Annotated in this window: 24 protein-coding genes and 1 pseudogene; 10 read left to right on the top strand and 15 right to left on the bottom strand. The window is 71.3% G+C overall.

Annotation, left to right across the window (positions count from 1 at the left end; all coding sequences use genetic code 11):
* Positions 1–23: 23 nt before the first annotated feature.
* Positions 24–1349 carry a cobyrinate a,c-diamide synthase gene (locus F1D61_RS10195; RefSeq protein ID WP_246775812.1) on the top strand — a complete coding sequence of 442 codons (1326 nt, stop codon included), beginning with the start codon at positions 24–26 and terminating at the stop codon, positions 1347–1349.
* A 25-nt stretch (positions 1350–1374) separates the two neighbouring features.
* On the opposite strand, the gene F1D61_RS10190 is transcribed toward F1D61_RS10195, so the two are convergent.
* Complete coding sequence (locus tag F1D61_RS10190) at positions 1375–1794, bottom strand: helix-turn-helix domain-containing protein (protein ID WP_203157737.1); 420 nt, start codon at positions 1792–1794, stop codon at positions 1375–1377.
* A gap of 507 nt (positions 1795–2301) precedes the next feature.
* Here F1D61_RS10190 and F1D61_RS10185 point away from each other — a divergent pair.
* Complete coding sequence (locus F1D61_RS10185; protein ID WP_203159007.1) at positions 2302–2622, top strand: antibiotic biosynthesis monooxygenase family protein; 321 nt, start codon at positions 2302–2304, stop codon at positions 2620–2622.
* Between the two features lie 77 nt (positions 2623–2699).
* Here F1D61_RS10185 and F1D61_RS10180 read toward each other — a convergent pair whose 3' ends face one another.
* A complete protein-coding gene (locus tag F1D61_RS10180) occupies positions 2700–3959 on the bottom strand; it encodes an MFS transporter (protein WP_203157736.1) in 1260 nt (419 codons plus the stop codon).
* A gap of 267 nt (positions 3960–4226) precedes the next feature.
* On the opposite strand from F1D61_RS10180, the gene F1D61_RS10175 reads away from it, so the two are divergent.
* Complete coding sequence (locus F1D61_RS10175; RefSeq protein ID WP_203157735.1) at positions 4227–5723, top strand: undecaprenyl-phosphate glucose phosphotransferase; 1497 nt, start codon at positions 4227–4229, stop codon at positions 5721–5723.
* A gap of 186 nt (positions 5724–5909) precedes the next feature.
* Here F1D61_RS10175 and F1D61_RS10170 read toward each other — a convergent pair whose 3' ends face one another.
* Together F1D61_RS10170 and F1D61_RS10165 are read right to left on the bottom strand one after the other, a co-directional pair.
* Positions 5910–6362 carry a BLUF domain-containing protein gene (locus tag F1D61_RS10170; protein ID WP_203157734.1) on the bottom strand — a complete coding sequence of 151 codons (453 nt, stop codon included), beginning with the start codon at positions 6360–6362 and terminating at the stop codon, positions 5910–5912.
* Positions 6363–6613: 251 nt separating this feature from the next.
* The gene (locus tag F1D61_RS10165; protein ID WP_203157733.1) at positions 6614–7135 is read right to left on the bottom strand and encodes a Fur family transcriptional regulator; all 522 of its coding nucleotides are present in this window, start codon (positions 7133–7135) and stop codon (positions 6614–6616) included.
* Between the two features lie 263 nt (positions 7136–7398).
* Between F1D61_RS10165 and F1D61_RS10160 the strand changes: the two genes are divergently transcribed.
* Genes F1D61_RS10160 through F1D61_RS10150 form a run of 3 tightly spaced genes read left to right on the top strand, consistent with a single transcriptional unit; the run spans position 7399 to position 9277 of the window.
* On the top strand, positions 7399–7557 hold the full coding sequence (locus F1D61_RS10160) for a hypothetical protein (protein ID WP_203159403.1): 159 nt from the start codon (positions 7399–7401) through the stop codon (positions 7555–7557).
* Positions 7554–8414, top strand: coding sequence for a zinc ABC transporter ATP-binding protein AztA (aztA, locus tag F1D61_RS10155; RefSeq protein ID WP_246775811.1), 861 nt, complete (start codon positions 7554–7556; stop codon positions 8412–8414). Before F1D61_RS10160 ends, aztA begins: the two co-directional genes overlap by 4 nt.
* Before the next feature lie 38 nt (positions 8415–8452).
* Positions 8453–9277 (top strand): metal ABC transporter permease, encoded by an 825-nt coding sequence (locus F1D61_RS10150; RefSeq protein ID WP_203159005.1) that lies wholly within the window; start codon positions 8453–8455, stop codon positions 9275–9277.
* A gap of 1 nt (position 9278) precedes the next feature.
* On the opposite strand, the gene F1D61_RS10145 is transcribed toward F1D61_RS10150, so the two are convergent.
* The gene (locus tag F1D61_RS10145) at positions 9279–9464 is read right to left on the bottom strand and encodes a DUF2256 domain-containing protein (protein ID WP_203157732.1); all 186 of its coding nucleotides are present in this window, start codon (positions 9462–9464) and stop codon (positions 9279–9281) included.
* A 7-nt stretch (positions 9465–9471) separates the two neighbouring features.
* The gene (locus tag F1D61_RS10140; RefSeq protein WP_203157731.1) at positions 9472–10338 is read right to left on the bottom strand and encodes a methionyl-tRNA formyltransferase; all 867 of its coding nucleotides are present in this window, start codon (positions 10336–10338) and stop codon (positions 9472–9474) included.
* Between the two features lie 128 nt (positions 10339–10466).
* Between F1D61_RS10140 and F1D61_RS10135 the strand changes: the two genes are divergently transcribed.
* Positions 10467–12068 (top strand): cryptochrome/photolyase family protein, encoded by a 1602-nt coding sequence (locus F1D61_RS10135; RefSeq protein ID WP_203157730.1) that lies wholly within the window; start codon positions 10467–10469, stop codon positions 12066–12068.
* Here the strand turns inward: F1D61_RS10135 and bcsS are convergent.
* Positions 11991–12743 (bottom strand): cellulose biosynthesis protein BcsS, encoded by a 753-nt coding sequence (bcsS, locus tag F1D61_RS10130; protein WP_246775810.1) that lies wholly within the window; start codon positions 12741–12743, stop codon positions 11991–11993. The two genes, F1D61_RS10135 and bcsS, sit on opposite strands and share 78 nt — an antisense overlap.
* Before the next feature lie 360 nt (positions 12744–13103).
* Between bcsS and F1D61_RS10125 the strand changes: the two genes are divergently transcribed.
* The 3 genes from F1D61_RS10125 to F1D61_RS10115 all read left to right on the top strand — a co-directional run bounded on the left by F1D61_RS10125 (position 13104) and on the right by F1D61_RS10115 (position 15144).
* Positions 13104–13373, top strand: coding sequence for an usg protein (locus tag F1D61_RS10125; RefSeq protein ID WP_203157729.1), 270 nt, complete (start codon positions 13104–13106; stop codon positions 13371–13373).
* Between the two features lie 375 nt (positions 13374–13748).
* Positions 13749–14366: an exopolysaccharide biosynthesis protein gene (locus tag F1D61_RS10120; protein WP_203159003.1), complete on the top strand. Its 618-nt coding sequence runs from the start codon at positions 13749–13751 to the stop codon at positions 14364–14366.
* 148 nt (positions 14367–14514) lie between these two features.
* Positions 14515–15144, top strand: a complete 630-nt coding sequence (locus F1D61_RS10115; RefSeq protein ID WP_203157728.1) for a LysE family translocator — start codon at positions 14515–14517, stop codon at positions 15142–15144.
* On the opposite strand, the gene F1D61_RS10110 is transcribed toward F1D61_RS10115, so the two are convergent.
* The 8 genes and pseudogenes from F1D61_RS10110 to F1D61_RS10075 form a co-directional block, all read right to left on the bottom strand.
* Positions 15122–15742, bottom strand: coding sequence for a nucleotidyltransferase family protein (locus tag F1D61_RS10110; RefSeq protein ID WP_203157727.1), 621 nt, complete (start codon positions 15740–15742; stop codon positions 15122–15124). The genes F1D61_RS10115 and F1D61_RS10110 overlap by 23 nt on opposite strands.
* A complete protein-coding gene (locus F1D61_RS10105; protein WP_203157726.1) occupies positions 15735–16754 on the bottom strand; it encodes a molybdopterin-binding protein in 1020 nt (339 codons plus the stop codon). The genes F1D61_RS10110 and F1D61_RS10105 overlap by 8 nt, the downstream gene beginning before the upstream one ends.
* A 19-nt stretch (positions 16755–16773) precedes the next feature.
* Positions 16774–17448 (bottom strand): annotated as a pseudogene (locus F1D61_RS10100) (XdhC family protein); the annotation flags it as partial.
* Complete coding sequence (locus F1D61_RS10095; RefSeq protein ID WP_203157725.1) at positions 17445–17768, bottom strand: XdhC family protein; 324 nt, start codon at positions 17766–17768, stop codon at positions 17445–17447. The gene F1D61_RS10095 and the pseudogene F1D61_RS10100, both read right to left, overlap by 4 nt.
* Positions 17769–17814: 46 nt before the next feature.
* Positions 17815–19023: a vWA domain-containing protein gene (locus F1D61_RS10090; protein ID WP_203157724.1), complete on the bottom strand. Its 1209-nt coding sequence runs from the start codon at positions 19021–19023 to the stop codon at positions 17815–17817.
* Entirely contained in the window at positions 19020–19922 is a 903-nt protein-coding gene (locus tag F1D61_RS10085) for an AAA family ATPase (protein ID WP_203157723.1), read from the bottom strand. Before F1D61_RS10085 ends, F1D61_RS10090 begins: the two co-directional genes overlap by 4 nt.
* 281 nt (positions 19923–20203) lie before the next feature.
* Positions 20204–21004, bottom strand: coding sequence for an FAD binding domain-containing protein (locus F1D61_RS10080; protein WP_203157722.1), 801 nt, complete (start codon positions 21002–21004; stop codon positions 20204–20206).
* A 20-nt stretch (positions 21005–21024) separates the two neighbouring features.
* Positions 21025–23394: a xanthine dehydrogenase family protein molybdopterin-binding subunit gene (locus tag F1D61_RS10075; RefSeq protein WP_203157721.1), complete on the bottom strand. Its 2370-nt coding sequence runs from the start codon at positions 23392–23394 to the stop codon at positions 21025–21027.
* Positions 23395–23518: the final 124 nt, after the last annotated feature.

Below are 23518 nucleotides of genomic sequence, written 5' to 3'. Positions count from 1 at the left end.
GTCGCCCAGTGATGGACTCGTTCGTGACCCAAAGCCCTGCCCGCGGTCTCCTCATCGCCGCCGCCCGTTCCGGCTCCGGCAAGACCACCGTGACCCTCGCCCTGCTGCGGGCCCTGCGCCGCCGCGGATGGGCGGTCGCCGGGGCGAAATGCGGGCCGGACTACATCGATCCCGCCTTCCACGCCGCCGCCACCGGCCGGCCGAGCTACAACCTCGACAGCTTCGCCATGGACGGCGCGCTCCTCGACGCGGTGGCGGGCCGGGCCGGCACGGAATCCGACCTGCTGCTCGCCGAGGGCTCGATGGGCCTGTTCGACGGCGTGGTGGCGGAGGAAGGCCGCAGCGGCGCCAACGCCGACATCGCCGCCCGCTACGGCTGGCCGGTCGTGCTGGTGCTCGACGTCTCGGGCGCCGCGCAATCGGCCGCCGCGACGGCGCTGGGGGTCCGGGCCTACGACCCGCGCCTGACGCTGGCCGGGGTGATCCTCAACAAGGTCGCGAGCCCCCGCCACCGCCGTCTCGTCGAGGTCGGGCTTACCCGGATCGGAATCAAGGTGCTCGGCGCCGTGCCGCGGGAGGCCGCTCTGGTCCTGCCGGAGCGCCATCTCGGGTTGATCCAGGCCAGCGAGACCGAGGACCTGGAATCCCGCCTCGACCGCCTCGCCGATCTGGCCGAGGCCTCGATCGATCTCGACGCGATCGTGGCCGCCGCCGGCGGCAGGGTACCGGAGCCGGCGATCGGGCATCTGCCGCCGCCGCCCGGCCGGCGCCTCGCGGTCGCGCGCGATGCCGCGTTCTCGTTCGTCTACCCGCATCTCGAGGCCGGCTGGCGCGCGGCCGGGGCCGAGATCGTGCCGTTCTCACCGCTCGCCGACGAACCCCCGCCGGAGGAGTGCGACGCCTGCTGGCTGCCCGGGGGCTATCCCGAGCTCCATGCCGGCCGGATCGCCGCCGCCTCGCGCTTCCTCGACGGCTTGCGTGCCTTTGCCGGAACGAGGCCGGTCCATGGCGAGTGCGGCGGCTACATGGTGCTGGGCGAGAGCCTGGAGGATGCCGAGGGAACGACCCACCGCATGGCCGGCCTCCTGCCGGTCGCGACCTCCTACGCCCGGCGCCGGCTGCATCTCGGCTACCGGATCGCGACGCTTGCCGGGGGGGGATCCCTCGGTGCCGCGGGGCAGGGCCTGGTCGGGCACGAGTTCCACTACGCGAGCGAACTCACGCCGCCGCCGGGGCCCGACGAGGCCCTGGCCGAGGTGACGGATGCGGAAGGGCGTGCCCTCGGGCTGGCCGGCCACCGGCGCGGCCGGGTCAGCGGCAGCTTCTTCCACCTGGTGGGCCTGCGCTGACCGGAGCCTGCGCGACGGGCGGCCGCTATTCGGCGGCCGCGACGCTGTCCTCGCCGCCCGCCGCGCTGGCGTGGCGGCCGAGGCGGGCGGCGGAGCGCACGATCGCCAGAACCTCGCGGCGCAGTTGCTCGTCCTCGATCTGCACGTAGGCGCGCAGCAGCTCGATGGCGCCTTGCGCGCTCAGGAAGCCGAAGACGTTGTCGTCGCCGGACTCGCTGCCGCCCTGGTCCTCGAAGAAGGCCGAGACCGGCACTTCCAGCAGCCGGGCGATCTCGCGCAGGCGGCCGGCGCCGACGCGGTTCTGGCCCTTCTCGTATTTCTGGACCTGCTGGAAGGTCACGCCGACGGCATTGCCGAGGGCGGTCTGGCTCAGTCCCTTGGCCTTGCGCAGGGCCGTGATGCGGACTCCGACGAGACGGTCGACCTCAGTGGTTTGCTTGGGCATCGGTCCTCGACATCTTCGTGCTGGCTTGCCGGAAGCCCCCTCCCCGATTCCAGAGGGCCGCCGTCCCGCGTCGTTCATGCCCGCGACGGCCGGCGCTCCCCGCTCCGGTGACACCACGGATGTTCGTGCCCGGCCCGGCGGCGAAGACGCCTCGCATCCGGTCCGCTCCATTCCCTCGTCGTCCCGTTCCGACCCCGGCGTCTCTCGCCCCGTGAGGGCGCGCGGACCGCGGTCGGACGACATGAAAGACTAGCGATGCCCGCCCGGTCGAGGCCGTCCTGTCGTCGGTCTCGCGGTGCGGGTGCGGGTCTGCCATGCAACCCGCATCCCGTCTACACGCTCCGAGGGAATTCCCCAAGGGAACAAACGTGGAAAAAATACTGAGTTGCACAGCCTCCCCAGGTTGCCGCCTCATGGACCCCGGCCGGCCTGGGCGGGTCACCTTGCCGAGGGCGGGATGGTTCCCATCTCCACGGCCTAATCCGAACGGACAGGAGGATGCCCGCGATGTTCATCGCCATGAACCGGTTCAAGGTCTACAAGGAGGCCGCCCAGGACTTCGAGCAGGTCTGGCTCGGCCGCGACAGCCACCTGGGAGAAATGCCGGGTTTCGTCGAGTTCCACCTTCTGCGCGGGCCGGAACACGAGGACCACGTTCTCTACGCCTCGCACACGATCTGGTCCTCGCGGGCGGATTTCGAGGCCTGGACCCGCTCCGAGCAGTTCCGCAAGGCGCATAGCCGCGCCCCGGGAACGAAGCCGCTCTATCTCGGCCACCCGCAATTCGAGGGCTTCGAGACGATCCAGACCGTCGCCCGGGAAGGCTGACGATCCCCGGCCGACGATGGCCAGCTAACGGTCATAAGCGGGGGCGGATCGCCCCCGTCCCCGTCATCCGGCCGGGGTCACGCCGCCCCGGGCCGATCGAGCCGCGGCAGGAACACCGCGAGCAGGCCGACCGCCGGCAGGAAGGCGCAGAGCCCGTAGACGAACTCGATGCTGGTGCGGTCGGCGACCTCGCCCAGGATCGCGGCGCCCAGGCCCCCCATCCCGAAGGCGAAGCCGAAGAACAGGCCGCCGACCAGGCCGACCCGGCCGGGCAGCAATTCCTGCGCGTAGACGAGGATCGCCGGCATCGCCGAGGCCAGGATCAGGCCGATCGGCACCGTCAGCGCCACGGTCCAGAACAGGTTGGCGTGCGGCAGCGCCAGGGTGAAGGGCAGCACGCCGAGGATCGAGCCCCAGATCACCACCTTGCGGCCGAACCGGTCGCCGATCGGCCCGCCCGCGACCGTGCCGGCCGCGACCGCGCCGAGGAACACGAACAGGTAGAGCTGCGAATCCTGCACCGACACGCCGAAGCGGTGGATGAGGTAGAAGGTGAAGTACGAGCTGAGGCTCGCCATGTAGAAGTATTTGGAGAAGATCAGCACCAGGAGCACCGCGATGGTGCCGACCACCTTGCCCCGCGGCAGGGTGCGGACAGCCGCCCCGCCCTTCTTGCCCCGGGCGGCGCCGGCCCTCAGGCGGTCGCGGTACCAGCGCCCGACGAGGCTCAGGACCACGAACCCGATCAGCGCCGCGACCGCGAACAGGGCGACGCTCGGCTGGCCCAGCGGCACGACGATGAAGGCGGCGAGCAGCGGCCCCAGAGCCGTGCCGGCATTGCCGCCGACCTGGAACACCGATTGCGCCAGGCCGTAGCGCCCGCCCGAGGCGAGGCGGGCGACCCGCGAGGCCTCCGGATGGAAGATCGCCGAGCCGAGGCCGACGAGGCAGGCGGCGAGGATCAGCAGGCCGTACGACCCCGCATGCGACAGGAGCAGGAGGCCGCAGAGCGACAGCAGCATGCCGGTGGCGAGCGAGAACGGCATCGGCCGCTTGTCGGTGAACAGGCCGACCACCGGCTGCAGCACCGACGCCGTGAGCTGGAAGGCCAGGGTCAGGACGCCGATCTGGCCGAAATCCAGGCTGTAGGCCTGCTTCAGGAGCGGGTAGATCGCCGGCAGCAGCGACTGCATCATGTCGTTGAGGAGGTGCGACAGGCTCAGGCCCCCGAGCACCACAGCCGCCGGTCCCGCCGCCGCAGCACCGGACGGCACGCCCCGGCCCGCGGCCGCCGGCATCTCCACGGCCACGCCGCCCTCGCTCGCTCGCGCATCCATCGCTGGGTCCATCCCTTGCCGGCCGGCCTGTCGGCCGCTCGCGCCGCGCCGCCCGTCGACAACGATCCAGGGGTTGCGGCGAGTGTCTCATACACCTGCCGTCTTGACCCGTCCCCTCGGCCGAAGCAGGGCTGGGATGCCGTCGGTCCCGGGCTTGCTGCCTGCCCGGCAATCAGCCGGCGGCGGCCCGGGATGCGTGCGGAAACGGCACGGTCCCGCCCGGTCCGTCCCCTTCCGGCACAGGCACGGGTCACGGGTCATCTCGCCATGCGACACGAACGGTTCCCGGGAGACGACAACGCGGGCCTCGCCTCGTCGGAGGCGCGGGCGGTCTGGAACGCGCTCCTGCCCCGCCGCGGCCGGGCGGTCCTGCGGCTCGCCATTGCGGGCGGCGCGGCCCTGGCCGAGCTCGCGGCGGTGACCCTCACGGGGCTGGCCTGCGAGATGATCTACCACCTCGTCACCTACGAGCGGCAGCCCGAGCTCGGCCCCTCCCTGGCGGTCGGGCTGTTCCTCGGCCTGTTCGTGGTGCTGCCGAACGTCGCCCGGGGCGAGTACAGCATCGAGAACTATCTCGCCCGCGCGCCGCATCTGCGCCGGACCATCAGCCTGTGGCTCGCCGCCTGGGCGGTGGTGCTCGTCCTCGGCTTCCTCAGCAAGACCACCGGCGACCATTCCCGCGCCGCGGCGCTCGCGACCTTCCTCGCCGGCCTGCCGGTGCTGGTCGTGACCCGCTTCGCCACCGTGGCCCTGGTGCGCCACCTCATCACCCCGCGCTCCGATTCCGCCCGCCGCATCCACCTGATCGGCTACGAGGACGACGTCGCGAGCTTCTACGCCACCCACGACACCGCGGCCCTGGGGCTCAGGGTGATCGGCGTCAGCACCCTGCGCGACGCCCCTCCGGGGGGCGATCCGGAGGCGCGCCGGACCCAGCTCGCCGAGGACCTGGATCTCAGCGTCTCGGTGGTGCGCTTCCTGCGCCCCGACGACGTGTTCGTGCTGGTGCCCTGGGCGGAGGTCGAGGATCTGGAGGCCTGCGTCGACGCCTTCCTGCGGGTGCCGGTCGCCCTGCACCTGCGCCCGGGCCGGGTGATGGACCGCTTCAGCGACGTGCGCCTCGGCCGGGTCGGGCTCCTCACCGGCATCAATGTCGGCCGCGCGCCGCTCTCGGCCCTGGAGGTCGCGACCAAGCGCGTCTTCGACGTGGTGGTGGCCTCCCTCGCGCTGCTGGTGCTCTCGCCGCTGCTCGCCCTGATCGCGATCCTGATCCGCCTCGACAGCCGGGGTCCGAGCCTGTTCCGCCAGAAGCGCTACGGCTTCAACCAGGAGGCGTTCTGGGTGTTCAAGTTCCGCAGCATGCGCTCCGATTCCGGCACCGCCTTCCGCCAGGCAACCCGGGACGACGATCGCATCACCCGGATCGGCCGCATCCTGCGCCGGACCAACCTCGACGAATTGCCCCAGCTCCTCAACGTGATCCGGGGCGACATGTCGCTGGTCGGCCCCCGCCCCCACGCGGTCGCCCACGACCGCAGCTTCGAGCGCCGCATCGCGCTCTATGCCAGGCGCCACAACGTGCGGCCGGGGATCACCGGCTGGGCGCAGGTGAACGGCCTGCGGGGCGAGACCCTGACCGATGCCGACATGCAGCGCCGGGTCGAGCACGACCTGTTCTACATCGACAACTGGTCGCTGTGGTTCGACCTTAGGATCCTGGTCATGACGGTGGTGGCGCGGAGCGCGTTCAAGAACGCGTATTGATCCCGACGGTCGGTGGAAACGACCTTTGTTTCCGTTCTCGAATTGTCGTCGAGCCTCTGGCTTGGCATGGACAATTCGAGATGGCTCAAGGGCCCGATGCGTCAGCATATTGGGCCATTGGGATGAGAAGGGCGCCCTCTGCGCCCCTCCCTGTGTCGCACCGGAACGGCGAGGGACGGCGCCGGATCAGCCCGCGAGCTTCAGCCCGTGCCGGCGGCCCGCCTCGAAGGCCTGGAGATCCAGCGCCAGGCCGACGACCTGATCGGACTTGAGGTGGGTGGGGTCCAGCGGACCGCCGAACCCATGCTGCAGGTAGATTTCCTGGACCTCCGGCGTGCGCATCGCGCCGCCCATCGTCCAGTTCGGGAAGAGGCGTCCCGGCACGTCGCGCACGTTGACGATCGTCGCGGCGGCGTGGCGCGGGTCCCGGGCGATGCGGTCGTAGGTTCCGGCCACCCTCGCCCGCTCGCCTTCGAGGATCTGGACGAACCAGGTCTTGTCGAAGATCAGGAAGCCGGTGATGCCGTCCCGGCTGTTGTTGCGCTGGGAGATCGAGAGGATCTCGCGCATGTTGGTCAGCATGGCGCGGTCGCCGCCCGGCACGGTGTTGCGGCTGTAATAGACGAGTTGGTGGATCATCGGACGCTTCACTCCCACCGGCGGATTCGGATCGCCCGGAGGAGCGCCAGCCGCCGTCATCACGACGCGCGAGTCGGGATGCGAAGTGAGAAGCGTCGAACCGGGCTCAGGCTCCCGACCGCCGGCGGTCCATTCGCGAGGAGCATTAACGAACCGTCCACGACCGGACGCGGAAGCGGATCGCCGCATTCGGCCTTCGGCAAGAATCGTCGATCCTGGCGGGCTCGCGGCCCCGGGCCGGACGGCCGCCGTCAGCCGGCGTCTCCCCGCCCCTGGCACGCCCCGCACTCGCCCTCGATCTCGACGATCCGGCTCGCCGGCTTGAACCCGGCCTGCGCCAGGGTCCGGTCCAGGCTGCGCTCGATCTCGGCCGAGATCGTCTCGTCGACGCTGCCGCAGCTGCGGCAGATCAGGAACACCGCGCTCTCGCCGGCGCCGTGGCCGTGCTCGCAGGGGACGAAGGCGTTGCGGCTGGCGATGCGGTGGACGAGGCCGTGCTCGGTGAGGAAGTCGAGGGCGCGGTAGACCGAGACCGCGGCGACCCGCTTGCCCGGGACGCTCAGGCGCTCGGCGATGTCGTAGGCGCCGAGGGGTCGCCCCTCCTCGGCCACCACCTCCAGGGTGCGGCGGCGCAGGGACGTGAATTGCAGGCCGAGATCCTGCGCCAGCCGCTCGGCCCGCGCGATCAGGTCGGCCGTCCGGGCGGGACCATGGGCGTGCCCGTCCTCGCCATGCGCGTGACCGTGATGCCCGCAGGTTCCGTGCTCGTCCATCCGACACCCTCCCGCGCCGTCCTAGTGCATCTTCGACGGAGTGCAGACCGGCTCGTCGAAGAAAATGCGGCAGAATCAAAAACCTAGAGCATCGTCCGATCGCAGGGCGATCCGGTGATGCTCTACCCCACCTGGGCGGCGGTTGACAGGCCCCGCCTGTTACAGTGTAACGATCCGCACCGGGGCGCCATCCGGCCGCCCCCATATGGGGTCCGCGCGCCCGCCCGCCGAGGGCGCCCGAGACCCGAGCGACCGATTCGCCGATGCCGCATTCCCATGCCCCCGCCCTGCGGGACGATGCCGCCCCGCGGCCCCAGGCCGTGCCGTTCTCGCTGCTGCGGGTCGGGGTCGGCCCGCGCCTCGCCGTGGCGGCCCTGCTGGCGGGAGCGCTCTGGGCCCTGATCGGCTGGGCGATCGCGTGACGGCGCCGCTCCCGATCTCCGCCCATGACGGTACCCTTGGAGGCCCCCCCGGCGGCGCCCTGGTCCTGCGCGGGCTCACCCTCGGCTATGCCCGCCATCCGGCGGTCCACCACGTCGACGGCACGATCCCGGCCGGATCGCTCATCGCGGTGGTCGGGCCGAACGGCGCCGGCAAGTCGACCCTGCTCAAGGGCATCATCGGCGAGATCGCGCCGCTCGAGGGCGAGGTCGCCCGCGCGGGGCTGGCGCGGCAGGACATCGCCTACCTGCCCCAGGCCGCCGAGATCGACCGGGCGTTTCCGATCGCGGTGTTCGACCTCGTGGCGATGGGGCTGTGGCGCCGGGTCGGGCCGTGGCGGTCGCTGAAGCCACACCGGGCCGCCGTCGCGGCGGCGCTGGCGGCGGTGGGCCTCACCGGTTTCGAGCGTCGGCCGATCGGCACCCTGTCGGGCGGCCAGCTGCGTCGGGCCCTGTTCGCCCGCGTCCTGCTCCAGGATGCCCGGGTCATCCTGCTCGACGAGCCCTTCGCGGCGATCGACGCGCGCACCACCGACGAACTCCTGGCGCTGGTCCATGGCTGGCACGCGGAAGGGCGCACCGTGGTGGCGGTGCTGCACGACCTCGACCAGGTCGCCCGCCACTTCCCCTCGACCCTGCTGCTCGCCCGCGAGGCGGTGGCCTGGGGGCCGACCCACGAGGCGCTGACCGCCGACAACCTGCGCCGCGCCCGCCGGCTCTGCGAGGCCTGGGACGAGGACGCGCCGGTCTGCCGCGCCCCGGCCGCAACGCCGCACAGTCACGACCACGCGCCGCACGGCCACGGCGCCCACGACCACACCCACGGGCACGCCGCGTGATCGACTTCCTGACGGCACCCTTCGTCGAGTTCTCGTTCATGCGCCGGGCGCTCGCCGGCTGCATCGCCCTGTCGGTCGGCGCCGCGCCGGTCGGCGTCTTCCTGACCCTGCGCCGGATGAGCCTGATGAGCGAGGCGATGAGCCACGCCATCCTGCCGGGCGCGGCGGTCGGCTTCCTGTGGGCCGGCCTGTCGCTGCCGGCGATGACGCTCGGCGGCCTCGTCGCCGGCCTCGCCGTGGCGCTCCTGTCCGGCTTCATCGCCCGCTCGACGGTCTTGCGCGAGGATGCGAGCCTCGCCGCCTTCTATCTCATCTCGCTCGCCGCCGGCGTGCTGCTGATCTCGGCCAAGGGCTCGTCGATCGACCTCCTGCACATCCTGTTCGGCACGGTGCTGGCCCTCGACGACGACGCCCTGGTGCTGCTCGGCGGCATCGCCACCGTGACCCTGGCGGGCCTCGCCGTCGCCTACCGGCCGCTGGTGATGGAATGCGTCGATCCGCTGTTCCTGCGCTCGGTCGGCCGGGCGAGCGGACCGGTGCATTACGGCTTCCTCGCCCTGGTGGTGCTCAACCTCGTCGGCGGGTTCGCCGCGCTCGGCACGCTGCTCGCCGTCGGGCTGATGCTGCTGCCGGCGATCACCGCCCGGTTCTGGGCCCTCGACCTCACCGGGCTGATGCCGATGGCGGTGATCCTGGCGCTGACGGCGAGCGTGGCCGGGCTCCTCGTCTCCTACTATGCCAGCCTGCCGACCGGGCCGGCGATCGTGCTCGCCGCCGGCGCCCTCTACGTCGCCTCGATGCTGTTCGGGCCCCGCGGCGGACTGGTCTGGCGGCTTTTGCCCGCCCGTCACCTGGAAGCGTGAGCTACTTCGCGGTGTGAGACTCGGGCGGCCGCGCCGGCTCGCCCCGGTGCGCCGCCCGCCGGCAGGCATCGGAGCAGTAGCGCACCTCGTCCCAGACCCGCTCCCATTTCTTGCGCCAGGCGAAGGGCCGCCCGCACTGGGCACACATCTTCTGCGGCAGGTCGCCCTTGCGGCGCATCTTCGGCATGGCTTTGTCAGCGTCCGGTCTTGCCCGCATCGGCGAGCGGGATGGCGCTCCAGCGGGTGATCTGCACGTAGCCGTCGCGGGCCGCCACCAGGAGTTGGCGGCGGTAGGAATGCACCACCGTCCCGGGGACGTGGCGGTGGCCTTCCGTCCAGCCGGAGGCCTCCTGCACGAAGACCCGGTTGTCGTTGACCCGCGCCAGGGTCTCGATGGAGCCGAAGGCCCGCACCCGGCGCAGGATGGCGGCGACCGGCTGGCGGAAATCCAGGGTGCGGTCGAGGTCGGTGACCCGCGGCCAGTAGGCGCCGTCGCCCTGCGGCTCCGCCTTGCGCCACAGGCCGGGCAGGTCCCGGGCGATCGGCCCGCGGGCGAGCCGCGTCGCCGCCATCTGGCAGCGGGCGAGCAGGGTCTCGTGCGTCTCGGCGGCGGAGATCGGGAAGACGTCCTGGGCCAGGATGTCGCCGATGTCGAAGCCCCCCTCGGCCAGGACGTGGGCGGTCACGCCCCAGCTCTCGTAGGAATCGAGGATGGCGCGGAACAGCGGATAGGGCCCGCGCCCGTCCGGCAGCGGCGAGGGATGGATGTTGAGGGCGTAGCGCACCCGGCCGGGCCAGCCGGTGATCAGCCACGGATAGCCCGCCACCACCAGCGCCCAGTCGCGGCCGTGCTCGGCCGACAGGGCCTCGATGTCGGAGACGCGGATGCGCGAGAGCTGGATCGGCACGCGGTGGCGCCGGGCGAGCGCGACGACCGCCTCGTTCTGGTCGTAGATCCCGTCGCAGGGGCGGGAGAACAGCTTGATCGGCTGCCAGCCCGACGCGACCAGCCCCTCGAACACACCGCCCAGGAAATCGATTCCCGCGAAGGCGAATTTCACGTCGCGAACTCCCTGCACCCCGACGTCCGGCGGCACCACGCGCCCTAGCTAGGGGTGTTATGGGCAGTCGGAGGGGAGTCGCAATGGTGCGTGTGTTAGCCAATGTTTCACCGGGAGGCTGACCGCGCGTGCGCACCCTCCGCCTCGTCCTCGGCGACCAGCTCCATCCGCGGCTCGCCACCCTGACCGATCTCGACCCCGGCGCCGACACGGTGCTGATGGTCGAGGTTCTCGAAGAGGCGACCTATGTGCGCCACCACAAGCAGAAGCTGGTGCTGGTCTTCTCCGCCATGCGCCACTTCGCGGCCGAGCTGGGCGAGCGCGGCATCGCGGTCGACTACGTCGCCCTGGACGATTCCGGGAATACCGGCTCGTTCACCGGCGAGGTCGAGCGCGCCATCGCCCGCCACAGGCCCGACCGCATCGTCGTGACGGAGCCCGGCGAGTGGCGGGTCGAGGCGATGCTGCTCACCTGGGAGGAGCGGTTCGGGTTAGCCGTCGAGATCCGGGACGATACCCGGTTCCTGTGCCCGCGCCCGGTCTTCGCCCGCTGGGCCGAGGGGCGCGAGGCCTTGCGGATGGAGACCTTCTACCGCGCCATGCGCCGGCGCACCGGTTTCCTGATGGAGGGGCGCGAGCCGGTCGGCGGGCGCTGGAACTTCGACCACGACAACCGCCGCCGCCTGCCCGCGGACCATGCGGTGCCGGAGCGCCGCCGCTTCCCGCCCGACGCGGTGACGCGCGCGGTGATGGATCTCGTCGCACGCCGCTTCCCCGACCATTTCGGCGATCTCGACGGCTTCGCCTGGCCGGTGACGCGACGGGACGCGCTGGAGGCCCTGCGGCACTTCCTCGACGATTGCCTGGCCGCGTTCGGCGATTACCAGGACGCGATGCGGTCCGGGACGCCGTTCCTCTATCACGGGCTGATCGCGCCCGCCCTCAACCTCGGCCTCCTCGACGCCGAGGAGGTCTGCCGCGCTGCGGAGAGCCGCTGGCGCGACGGTTCGGCGCCCCTCAACGCCGTCGAGGGCTTCATCCGCCAGATCCTCGGCTGGCGCGAATACGTGCGCGGGCTCTACTGGGCGCGGATGCCGGATTACCCGGAGACCAACGCGCTCGACGCCACCCGCGACCTGCCGTGGTTCTACTGGTCGGGCGAGACCGCCATGGCCTGCCTCGCCGAATGCGTGCGCGACACCAGGGCCCATGCGCATGCCCACCACATCCAGCGCCTGATGGTGCTGGGCAATTTCGCGCTCCTCGCCGGCCTCGCGCCGCGCCAGGTCGAGGAATGGTTCCTCGTGGTCTATGCCGACGCCTATGAATGGGTGGAACTGCCCAACGTCCACGGCATGGCGTTGTGGGCCGATGGCGGGCTCCTCGGCTCGAAGCCCTACGCCTCGTCCGGCGCCTATATCGACCGGATGTCGGATTACTGCCGTACTTGCGCCTACGACGTGAAGGCGAAGACCGGCGAGACCGCCTGCCCGTTCAACTACCTGTACTGGAACTTCCTGATCGCCCACGAGGATCGTCTGCGCGGCAACCCGCGGCTCGCCATGCCCTACCGCACCCTCGACAAGATGGCGCCGACGCGGCGCGAGGCGATCGCGGTGGAGGCCGCCCGCTTCCTCGATTCGCTGAGCCCGTCAGAGGGGCAGCCAGGCGGTCAGCGTGCCGTAGACGCCCGGGCGCCGGATCTGTTCCTCGTAGACCCAGCCGGCTGAGATGCGAAAGCTGACCCGCGCCAGCGCGAAATCGGTGGCGTGGAGGCCGAGGCTCCATTTCCGGTAGCCGGTCCGGTCGGCGTAGAGCGCGGCCTCGGGACCGAGATAGGCCGCCCCGAGTTCCGGCAGCCGGATGCCCCACGAGACCCGGCCCCAGGCGCTCCAGCGGGCGGTGCCGGCGATCAGCGTCGTGGTCAGGAGCGTCGCCTCGGTCGGCCGGGCCCACAGCTCGCCCTGCACCCGTGCCCCGAAGCGCGGCGCCGGCAGTTTCGTCGTACCGGGGCTGTCCAGCACCTCGAAGGCGAGTTCGGGCCCGGCGAACAGGGCGGCGACGCCCCAATCGTGCATCCATTGCCAGCCGGCGACCGCACCGGCCTGGACCGTGTGGCGCAAGGTGCGCGGCGGCGTCTGCTCGGCCTTCGCCCGCGGATCGCCCCACCAGTCCCGTTCCGGCCGCAAGCCGTAGCCGAGGGTGGCGAGCGTCACGACGCCGTCCCGGTCGATCCCGCCCGGGGCGACCTTGGCCCCGGCGCTGACGAAGGTCGAGCGGCCGGCATCCAGGCTGCCGAACAGCACGGTCCGCACCTCCTCCCGCTCGTCCGCCCATGCGCCACCCGGCCAGGCGAGGCCGACGACCGCGTAGAACAGGGCGGGATGGACCGGGGAAAGAGGCACGGCGACCAGGCATGGCGTCGCGAAAATGGAAATATCTTTTCCATAAAACGCAACGTCAAGCGGCAACAGGAACCACGTCACAGATTTGCATTGGTACCCGCCATCTCGCCCGACGACCTATCGTCGGGTGGATCGTGCCGGGATCCCGCCCCGTCCGGTCCGATCGCGGCGTGAAGCGCGCATGCAGACCGGTCCCGAGACTGTCAGCACTCGCGCGCCTAGGCTGCTATTGCCTGAAAAATCAACGAATTAGGTGCCGTTCGTGCTTGAACTTAACCAATGATTAACCGCATCATCGGACGCTTGGCCGGCAAAGCGCTCTGCACCCCCAGAAGGATCGTCTCACGCTCAGGAGGTTCCATGGTCTCCAAGGAGTTCCGGCAGCAGATCGAGGGTTACGGGCTGACCACGGCCCACATCCTCTACCGCATCCCCGATCATCCCGGCGTCCTGCAGACCTATGTCTGGCAGGATTACGACCTCGCCCCGCGCTTCCCGGTGCTCAACGGTTTCCTGGATTTCTGGAAGCGCGAGCTGGACGGGCCGCTGCATTCGGTGCGGGTGGCGCATTCGCACCTGATCAAGCCGGCGGAGTTCAAGGCCGTGAACGGGGTGCTGACGCTGCACTGAAAGTCCGGGGCTCGGCGCTTTATCCGGGAGCGTGGCGCTTTTTCGGCGCTCTGCCCTACGATTGCCCGGTTGACCGTGTGTGAGGCCCCCAACGGTCGCGCTCCTCGAGGAGCGGGACGCTCACGTCGGTGAACCATGCACAGGCGCATCCTCTCCGCGGCCGGGCCGCTTCGACGGCGGCTCGGGCCCCTTGTCGCCGCAGGGCCGGCCCGTGCCGATCTCGGTGCGGGGGCCGCCCATGCGCGCGGGTTGGCCCGGGCGGCGGACTGGGCTAGAGGGGGCCGGGCGACCGCGCCGGCGAGCGCGGCGCCCTCCCCCGAGGACGCCACGATCCCGCCCGGGGGCACCTCCCCGGCACCCGACGGCCAGAGCCCCGTGACGCAATTCTCCCGCACATCCGAGGTCCTGACCGTTCTTGCCGCCCAGGAGACCGAGCGGCTGACCGTCGGCGACATCGTGGCGGTTCTGCGCGACCGGGCCTTCGCGCTCCTCGTCGTGCTGCTCGGCCTGCCCAATTGCCTGCCGATGCCGCCGCCGATCCCGCTGATCTGCGGCCTGCTCCTGGCGCTCGTGGCGGCGCAGATCGCCGCCGGCATGTCGGCGCCCTGGCTGCCCCGCGCGCTGCTGGGCCGCTCGATCGCCCGCTCCGACCTGCAACGGGCGGTCTCCCGCGCGGTGCCGCTGCTGCGCCGGCTCGAGCGCTGGTCGCGGCCGCGGCTGCGGGTGTTCGAGAACGACATCGGCATGCGCGCCATGGGGCTCCTGCTCCTGGTGCTCTCCCTGGTGCTGATCGTCGCCGCCCCCCTGGTCGGCCAGATTCCGCTCGGCCTCGCCGTGACCCTGGTCGGCCTTGGCCTCGTCGAGCGCGACGGCGTCGTGGTGGCGGCGGGCCTGGGCGTCGGCGTTCTCGGCGTGCTGCTCAATCTCGGCTTCGTCTACGCGGTGTTCACCGCCGTGATGGGGCTCCTGAGCCTGGGTGCCGCCGGGGCGTGAGGCGGAGATCGGCCGTCGCGTCCGGGTGAGGTCAGGCGTGCGTCCGGAGCCCGACAGCGGCACCGGGCGTCGATCGCAGCCGGAAATCCGTCGCACAGGGGCCGATGGGCCCGTGTGAGGCGCGGACCATCACAGGCGGGCCGACACGATGTCCCTCTCGATCGACCTTCCCCTGATCCTCTCCGCCGCCTTCGTCGCCAGCGCCAGCCCTGGCCCGGCGACGCTCGCGATCGCCGACACCGCGATGCAGGCCGGGCGGCGCACCGGCCTCGCGCTCGCGCTCGGCGTCGTCACCGGCTCGCTGACCTGGTCGGTCGCCGCGGCGCTCGGGCTCGCGGCGGTCATGGCGTCGAGCGTGTGGATGCTCGAGCTGCTGCGCTACTGTGGTGGCGCCTACCTGCTGTATCTCGCCTGGCGGTCGGCGCGCAGCGCGATCCGGGGCTCGGCGGCCCGGACACCCCACGTCGCCGAGGCCTCCGCCGCGCGGGCCTATGCCCGGGGCCTCGCCCTGCACCTGACCAACCCGAAGGCGATCCTGTTCTTCGGCTCGCTTTACACGCTGGGCCTGTCGCCTCGGACCACGCCGGCCGAACTGATACTCGTGATCGCCGCGATCGGTCTGCAGAGCACCCTGATCTTCACCAGCTATGCCTGGCTGTTCTCGAATGGCCGGATGGCCCTGGGCTATCAGCGGCTGCGGCGCTGGTTCGAAAGCGCCTTCGCGCTGCTGTTCGCCGGGGCGGGCCTGCGGGTGCTCACCGCGCGGCTGCCGACCTGATCGGTCGGTCCAAGCCGGCCAGGGCCGCCGGCGTATCGACGTCGATCAGCACCCCCGCCTCGTCCACTGGCAGTTCCAGAACATCGTCGCGCCGCGCCAGGAGCGGGCCGGCACCGCGATCACCGTCGAGAGCGGCGAGGCCCGGAGCGAGAAGGCGGCGGTTGAGCAGCACCGGGTTGCCCCGCTGCCCGTCCCGCACCGGCACCACCGCGGACGGGGCGACCGGAGCGGTGCGAAACCCCTCGGCGAGCCGTACGAGCAGGCCGGGCCCGATCCGCGGCATGTCGCCGAGGAGAATCAGGGCCGCCGCGATCTCGCCCGGCAGGGCATCGAGCCCGGCGCGGAGCGAGGTCGACAGGCCGTCCGCATAATCCGGATTCTCCACCAGCGTCAGCTTCAGGCCGGTCAGCGCGTCTCGCACCGCCTCGCCTGCATGGCCGAGCACCGCCACCACGGGGCCGAGATCCGCCGCCACGGCCGCTTCCGCCGCGTGGCGCACCAGGGGCTTGCCGTCGAGGGGGCTCAGAAGCTTCGGGCTCGCGCCGAAGCGGGTCCCGCGGCCGGCGGCCAGAAGCACCGTGCCGACCGGGTCAGGCATCGTCGGCGCTCTCCCCGCCGGCCCGGGGCTGGGGCCGCGACACGATCTCCATCAGCAGCCCACCGACCCCGAACCCGACGATGTCGTCGCGGGTCACGGGCAGGCCGGCCAGCAGGCGCTGGAGCACCCAGTCGAACCCGTTCTCCTTCGGCGAGCGGGCGCAGCCCGGCGCGCCGATGACCGGCGCCTCACCCAATCGGCCGAGCAGCAGAAGGTTGCCGGGATCGACCGGCATGCCGAGATGGTCGACGACCCCGCCCGCGGCCTCGATCCCGGCTGGGATCACGTCGCGCCGGTCGGCGATGGCCGAGGCACCGAACACCACCGCCAGTTCCGCGCCGTCCCGTGCGATCGCGTCGTGCAGGGCCCGGGCCACGGCACCGGATTCGTGCGGCACCCGGGACTCGGCGACGATCCGGGCGCCTGCCGGCTCCAGGCGAGCGTCGAGGGTGCGGAGGGTCTTGTCGACGACGCTCGGCTTCAGGCCCGGCAGCAGGGTCGAGATCGCGGCCACCCGCGTCAGGCGGTAGGGCGCGACCCGGATCGCCGGCGCGGCCACGCCTAGCGCCCGGTCGAGCACCGCGCCCGGCACCGCGTAGGGAATGATCTTGACGGTCGCCACCATCTCGCCGGGCACCACCGGCTTGAACGGCACCAGGGTCGCCAGGGTCACCGATTCGTCGATGCGGTTCACCGCGGCGATCACCGCCTCGTCGAGGACGAGGAGGCCGGCTTGCGCGGCGTGGAGGTTGGCCCGGCCGGTGAAGGGCGGCTCGACGGTGACGCCCGGCCCGGCGACGGCCGCCGCGAGCCTGTCCGCCGCCGCATCCTCGCCGACATCGCCCGGTTCGAGCGCCACCGCCACCACCTCGGCGATGCCGGCCGCTTCGAGGCGCGTCGCTTCGTCCGGGCCGATCACCCGGCCCTTCTTCACCACTGCCTCGCCGGCGCGCACCGAGTGGGCGGCGATGAGTCCGGGGGCGTCCGCGATCGGAACCGGGCCGAACCTCATGCGGGGCCCGGCGGCGATCCTGCCGCAGGGCCGCGATCACCTGGGCCAGCACCGAGACGGCGATCTCGGCCGGGCTGACCGCGCCGATATCGAGGCCGATCGGCGCGGCGACGCGGGCGATCTGCTCAGGCGCCAGGCCGGCGGCGCTCAGGCGCTCGACGCGCTTGCCGTGGGTCTTCCGCGAGCCCAGCGCCCCGACGTAGAAGCATTCGGCCCTCAGCGCCGCGATCAGCGCCGGATCGTCGATCTTCGGGTCGTGGGTCAGGGCCGCGACCGCGGTGTAGCGGTCGAGCGGCGGCAATTGCGCCAGGGCGTCGTCGGGCCAGAGCGCGAGGAGCGGCACGTCGGGAAACCGCTCCGGCGTCGCGAAGGCGGTACGCGGGTCGATGATGGTGACGTCGAGGTCGGTCGCCTGCGCCATCGGCGCGAGCGCCTGGCTGATATGGACCGCGCCGACCACCACGAGCCGCGGCGGCGGCACCTGCACGGTGAGGAACAGCGAACGGCCTTCCGTCTCGACGATCCCGCTCTTGCCCGACCGGAACCGGGCTGCCAGTTCGGACGCCAGCGGATCGCTCGCCACCTCGGCCTCGCGCACGAGGCGCTGGGAGCCGTCGGCGGTGTCGGTCACCAGGATGACGGCGCGGCGGGCGGCGCGCTCCCGGTTCATCTCCCGCAGGATGTCGAGCCTCACGCGACCGGCTCGACCAGCACGCGGATGCGCCCGCCGCAGGACAGGCCGACCCGCCAGGCGGTCTCGTCGGCGACGCCGAATTCGAGCACCCGGGACTTGCCGTCCTCGATCACGTCGGCGGCCTCGGCGATGACCGCGCCCTCGACGCAGCCGCCTGAGACCGAGCCGAGGAAGTTGCCCTCCTGGTCGATGATCAGGTGCGAGCCGACCGGGCGCGGGGCCGAGCCCCAGGTCTCGATCACGGTAGCGAGCGCCACGCCGCGGCCGGCCTCGCGCCAGGCCTCGGCGGTGGCGAGGATGTCGGTGTCTGTCGACAGCATCGGACAAGATCTCCGGGGCCGTCAGCCCCGCTCCAACAGTTAGGTGTCAACCGGCTTCGCGCAACCACGCCTTCGGCTCGCGGCCGCGCGGCTGGTGCGCGCCGAGCGCGCGGCAGAGATCGGCCATCGCCGACAGGCTGTGGATCGGCCGGAAGTCGTCGACATGGGGCAGCATCGCCCGGATGCCGCTGGCCCTGGCGGAAAACCCCTCGAAGCGCAGCAGCGGGTTGAGCCAGACCAGCCGCCGGCACGAGCGCCGCAGGCGGTCCATCTCGTGGGTCAGCTCCGGCGTCACCTCGCGCTCGAGCCCGTCGGTGAACAGCAGCACCACCGCGCCGCCGCCGAGCACCCGGCGCGACCAGTGCCGGTTGAACAGGTGCAGGGCCTCGGCGATGCGGGTGCCGCCCTCCCAGTCCTGCGCCCGGGCGCTGGCGCGGGACAAGGCCTCGTCGGGATCGCGGCGGGTGAGTTCCCGGGTGATGTTGGTGAGCCGCGTCGCGAAGACGAAGCTGTGGACCCGCCTCTGCTCGGACAGCGCGTGCAGGAAGTGCAGGAACAGCCGGGAATACTCCGCCATCGAGCCGGAGATGTCGCAGAGCGCCACGATCGGCGGCGGCCGCTCCCGCGGCGCCCGGAAGGCGAGGTCGATGGCGCCGCCCGCCCGCACCGTGCGCTGGAAGCTGCGGCGGGGATCGATGCGCCCGCGCGGGCGCGCCTCGAACCGCCGCGTCCGGGTCGCGTCGTCGGGCAGCCGGAGCGCGCCGATGAGCCGGCGGGCCTGGGCCACCTCCTCGGCGCTCATCTGGGCGAAGTCCTTGGCCTTCAGCACCTCGGCCTGCGACACAGACAGGGTGACGGTGGTGAGATCCTCTTCCGTGACTTTGGGCTTGGGCCGCTCGGATTTCGGCGACAGGGCGTCCTGCACCCTGAGCGCCCCGGCATTCGGGGGTTTGGGCGGCGCCTTGTCGGGGGCGACCGGCGACATCTGGGCGATCATCTTCTCGATGAGGTCGCGCCGGCGCCAGAACAGCCGGAAGGCCTCGGCGAACAGGGTCGAGTGCTCGCGCCGGCGCACCAGCACCGCGTGGAGGGTCCAGTAGAAGTCCTCGCGGCTGCCGATCGCCGCGGCCTCGACCGCCTCGACGGCGTCGATCACGTCGCCGGGCCCGACCGGCACGCCGGCGGCGCGGAGAGCCCGGGCGAAATACGCGATGTTGTCGGCAAGCCGGCCGGAGCCCGCGGGCGCGTCGCTCATCCAGCGGACGATCTCACCTCGTCGAGCAGCGCCTTGGCGCGCCCGCCCTGCATCGCCTGGATGTCGTCCTGGTACTTCAACAGCACGCCGAGCGTGTCGATGACCAGCGTCGGATCCAGCGCCACGGCGTCGAGCTCGACGAGTGCCGTGGCCCAATCCAGGGTCTCGGCGACGCCCGGCGCCTTGAACAGATCCTCCTTGCGGATCGCCTGCACGAAGGCGACGACCTGGCGCGACAGGGCCTCGGGCGCGTGCGGCAGGCGGGTGCGCAGGATCTGCAACTCGCGCTCCGCATCCGGGTAATCGACCCAGTGGTAGAGGCAGCGGCGCTTCAACGCGTCATGAATCTCGCGGGTGCGGTTCGAGGTCAGGATCACCAGCGGCGGCTCGGGCGCGCGAATCGTGCCGAGTTCGGGAATCGTGACCTGGAAGTCGGACAGGACCTCGAGCAGGAAGGCCTCGAAGGCCTCGTCGGTGCGGTCGAGCTCGTCGATCAGCAGCACCGGCGCCCCGTCCGCACCCGGCTCCAGCGCCTGGAGCAGCGGCCGGCGGATGAGGTAGCGCTCGGAGAAGAGTTCGGATTCGAGCCGCTCACGGTCGACGGCGCCGCCGGCCTCGGTGAGGCGGATCGCCATCATCTGGCCGGCATAGTTCCACTCGTAGACGGCGGCCGCGACATCCAGCCCCTCGTAGCATTGCAGCCGGATCAGCGGCCGGCCGAGCGACTTCGCCAGCACCTTGGCGATCTCGGTCTTGCCGACCCCGGCCTCGCCTTCGAGGAAGAGCGGCCGCTGCAGCTTGAGCGAGAGGAACACCACGGTGGAGAGCGCCCGGTCGGCGACGTAGCCGGCCGAGGAGAGCAGCGCCTGGGTGGCGTCGATGGAGGTGGGGAGGGTCATTCGGCGGAGGAGGCTTCTCGCGGGTGACGGGTGGCTTCCGCCAGCTTGCTTTGACGATAGCTATTTGGAGCGGAACGCCGCCAATCAAACCCTCCCCCCTCTGCGGGGGAGGGTGGCCCCTGCGTCAGCAGGGTCGGGAGAGGGGACGCCGTTTCCGGAGAGGTCGCGACCATGATGACGGCTGCCACGTCCGGTGCCGTCGCGCTGCCCCTCTCCCGGCTCGCATCCGCTCGCCACCCTCCCCCGCAGAGGGGGGAGGGTTCTCACACGCGCGTCGCGCCCTACCGATCCGCCGCCTTCTGCACGGCGCGCCGCGCCATGACGCCGATCAGGTGGGCCCGGTAATCGGCATCGGCGTGGATGTCGCTGTTGAGGCCGCTCGCCGACGGCGACATCCCCTCCAACGACTTCGCGGCGAAGCGCTTGGCCAATGCCTCCTCGGCCTCGGTCCAGCGGAAGACCCCGTTCGAGCCGGCACCCGTCACCGTCACCCGGATGTCGCTCGGGCGCTTGGCGACGAACACGCCGACGAGGGCGTAGCGCGAGGCCGGGTTGCGGAACTTCTCGTAGGCCGCCTTGTGGGGAATAGGGAACGAGACGCCGGTGACGATCTCGCCCTCTTCCAAGGCCGTCTCGAACAGCCCGGTGAAGAACTCCTCCGCCGTCAGCTTGCGCTTGTTGGTGCTGATCGTGGCGCCGAGGGCGAGGCACGCCGCCGGGTAATCGGCCGCCGGATCGTTGTTGGCGACCGAGCCGCCGATCGTGCCGCGGTGGCGCACCGCCGGGTCGCCGATCAGCGCCGCGAGTTCGGCCAAAGCCGGAATCGCCTCCTTCACGTCGTTCGACGCGGCCACGGCGCCGTGGGTGGTCATCGCCCCGATGGTGATCGAGCGCGGGCTGCGCTCGATGCCGACGAGGTCCGGCACCTTGCCGAGGTCGATCAGCGTGCCGGGGGCGGCCAGCCGCTGCTTCATCGTCGGGATCAGGGTGTGGCCGCCGGCGACGAGCTTGGCGTCCTCTCCGGCGAGCAGGCTCACGGCCTCCTTGAGGCTGTTCGGCTGGTGATAGGCGAAAGCGTACATGGGGCTCTCCAGATTGTCTCTTATTCCGCGGCTTCCGGGCGCAGGTGGGGGCTCGCCTGCGCGGCCCGCCACACCGCCAGGGGCGTGGCAGGCATCGCGATGTTCTCGTGGCCCAGCGCGTCGGTGAGCGCGTTCATCACCGCCGCCGGGGCCGCGATGGCGCCGGCCTCGCCGCAGCCCTTGATGCCGAGCGGGTTCGACGGGCACGGCGTCACCGTCATGCCGACCTCGAACGACGGCAAATCGGCCGCCCGCGGCATCCGGTAATCCATGAAGCTCGCGGTGACGAGCTGGCCGTCGGCATCGTAGAACGCGCCCTCGAACAGCGCCTGGCCGACGCCCTGCGCGATGCCGCCATGGACCTGGCCCTCGACGATCATCGGGTTGATGACGTTGCCGAAATCGTCGACCGCCGTGAACTTTTCGATGGTGACGACGCCGGTATCGGGATCGACCTCGAGCTCGCAGATGTGCATCCCGGCCGGGAAGGTGAAGTTGGTGGGATCGTAGAACGCCCCCTCCTTCAGCCCCGGCTCGAGCTGCGCGCCGCTGAACTTGTGCGCGACGTAGGCCTGCAGCGCCACCTCGCCGAACGCCAGCGACTTGTCGGTTCCGGCGACCGAGAAGCGGCCATCCTTGAACTCGATGTCGTCCTCGCCGGCCTCCATCGCGTAGGCCGCGACCTTGCGGCCCTTGGCCACCACCTTGTCGATCGCCTTGGCGATGGCCGACATGCCGACCGCGCCGGAGCGCGAGCCGTAGGTGCCCATGCCGAACTGCACCTTGTCGGTGTCGCCGTGGACGATGGTGACGCTCTCGATCGGCACGCCGAGCCGGTCGGAGACGAGCTGCGCGAAGGTGGTCTCGTGGCCCTGGCCGTGGCTGTGCGAGCCGGTCAGCACCTCGATCGACCCGGTCGGGTTCACCCGCACCTCGGCCGATTCCCACAGGCCCACGCCGGCACCGAGCGACCCGACGGCCTGCGACGGGGCGATGCCGCAGGCCTCGATGTAGGACGAGAAGCCTAGCCCACGAAGCTTGCCGTTGCGGACGCTCTCGCGCCGGCGGCGGGCGAAGCCCTTGTGATCGGCGATCTCCAGCGCCTTGTCGAGGGAGGCGGAATAATCGCCGCCATCGTACATCATGATGACGGGCGTCTGGTGCGGGAAGCTCTTGATGTAGTTCTTGCGCCGGAACTTCGCCGGGTCCTGGTTCAGCTCGCGCGCCGCGACCTCGACCAGCCGCTCGATGACGAAGGTCGCCTCCGGCCGCCCGGCACCGCGATAGGCATCGACCGGCGCGGTGTTGGTGTAGACCCCGTCCACCTCGCAGTAGATCGCCGGGATGTTGTACTGGCCCGACAGGAGCGGCGCGTAGAGGTAGGTCGGCACCGACGACGAGAAGGTCGAGAGATAGGCGCCGAGATTGGCGATGGTGTGGACCTTCAGCGCCAGAATCCTGCCACCCTCGTCCATCGCCAGTTCGGCATGGGTGACGTGGTCGCGGCCATGGGCGTCGCAAAGGAACGCCTCGGTGCGGTCGCTGGTCCACTTCACCGGCCGGCCGACCTTCTTCGCCGCCCAGACGCAGATCGTCTCCTCGGCGTAGATGAAGATCTTCGAGCCGAAGCCGCCGCCGACATCCGGCGCCACCACCCGCAGCTTGTTCTCCGGCGCGATGCCGATGAAGGCCGAGAGCACGAGGCGCGCGACATGCGGGTTCTGGCTCGTGGTGTAGAGGGTGAAGGCTTCCTCGGCCTCGTCGTACTCGCCGACCGCGGCGCGAGGCTCGATCGGGTTCGGCACCAGGCGGTTGTTGACGATGTCGAGCTTGGTGACGTGCGCGGCGCGGGCGAAGGCCGCCTCGACGTCGGATTGGTTGCCGAGATGCCAGTTGAAGACGGTGTTGTCGGGGGCGACGTCATGGACGACCGTGCCGGCGCCCGCGGCCTTCGCGGTCTCGACCACCGCCGGAAGCACGTCGTACTCGACGGTGATCACCTCGGCAGCATCCTTGGCCTGGGCCAGGGTCTCGGCGATCACCACGGCGACGTGGTCGCCGACATAGCGCACCTTGCCCTGGGCCAGCGCCGGGTGGGGCCCAGCCTTCATCGGCGTGCCGTCCTTGGAATGGATCATCCAGCCGCAGATCAGCCCGCCGACCTTGTCGGCTGCCAGATCCTCGCCGGTCAGGATGCCGACGACACCCGGCATCGCTGCGGCGGCCGAGGTGTCGATGCCGCGGATCGTGGCGTGGGCGTGGGGGGAGCGCAGGAAATAGGCATAGGCCTGGCCCGGACGGTTGTAGTCGTCGACGTAGCGGCCCTTGCCGGTGATGAAGCGCTGGTCTTCCTTGCGGCGCACCGAGGCGCCGATACCCGTGGCGGTCATGGCGTTGAGTCTCCCGGATCTGGCCTCGTGGGCCGGCGCCGAGGGGCCGGCCTCGTTCTTGATGGCGTCTCGTTGTTGGTCCGGTTGGTGCGGACAGATTTTCGTAGAGCGCAGGGTGTGAACC

It is taken from the genome of Methylobacterium aquaticum (genome assembly GCF_016804325.1).
GTDB classification, from domain to species: Bacteria; Pseudomonadota; Alphaproteobacteria; order Rhizobiales; family Beijerinckiaceae; genus Methylobacterium; species Methylobacterium aquaticum_C.
Note: the sequence above shows the minus strand (reverse complement) of the source record. Positions and strands in the feature narration are given on the sequence as shown.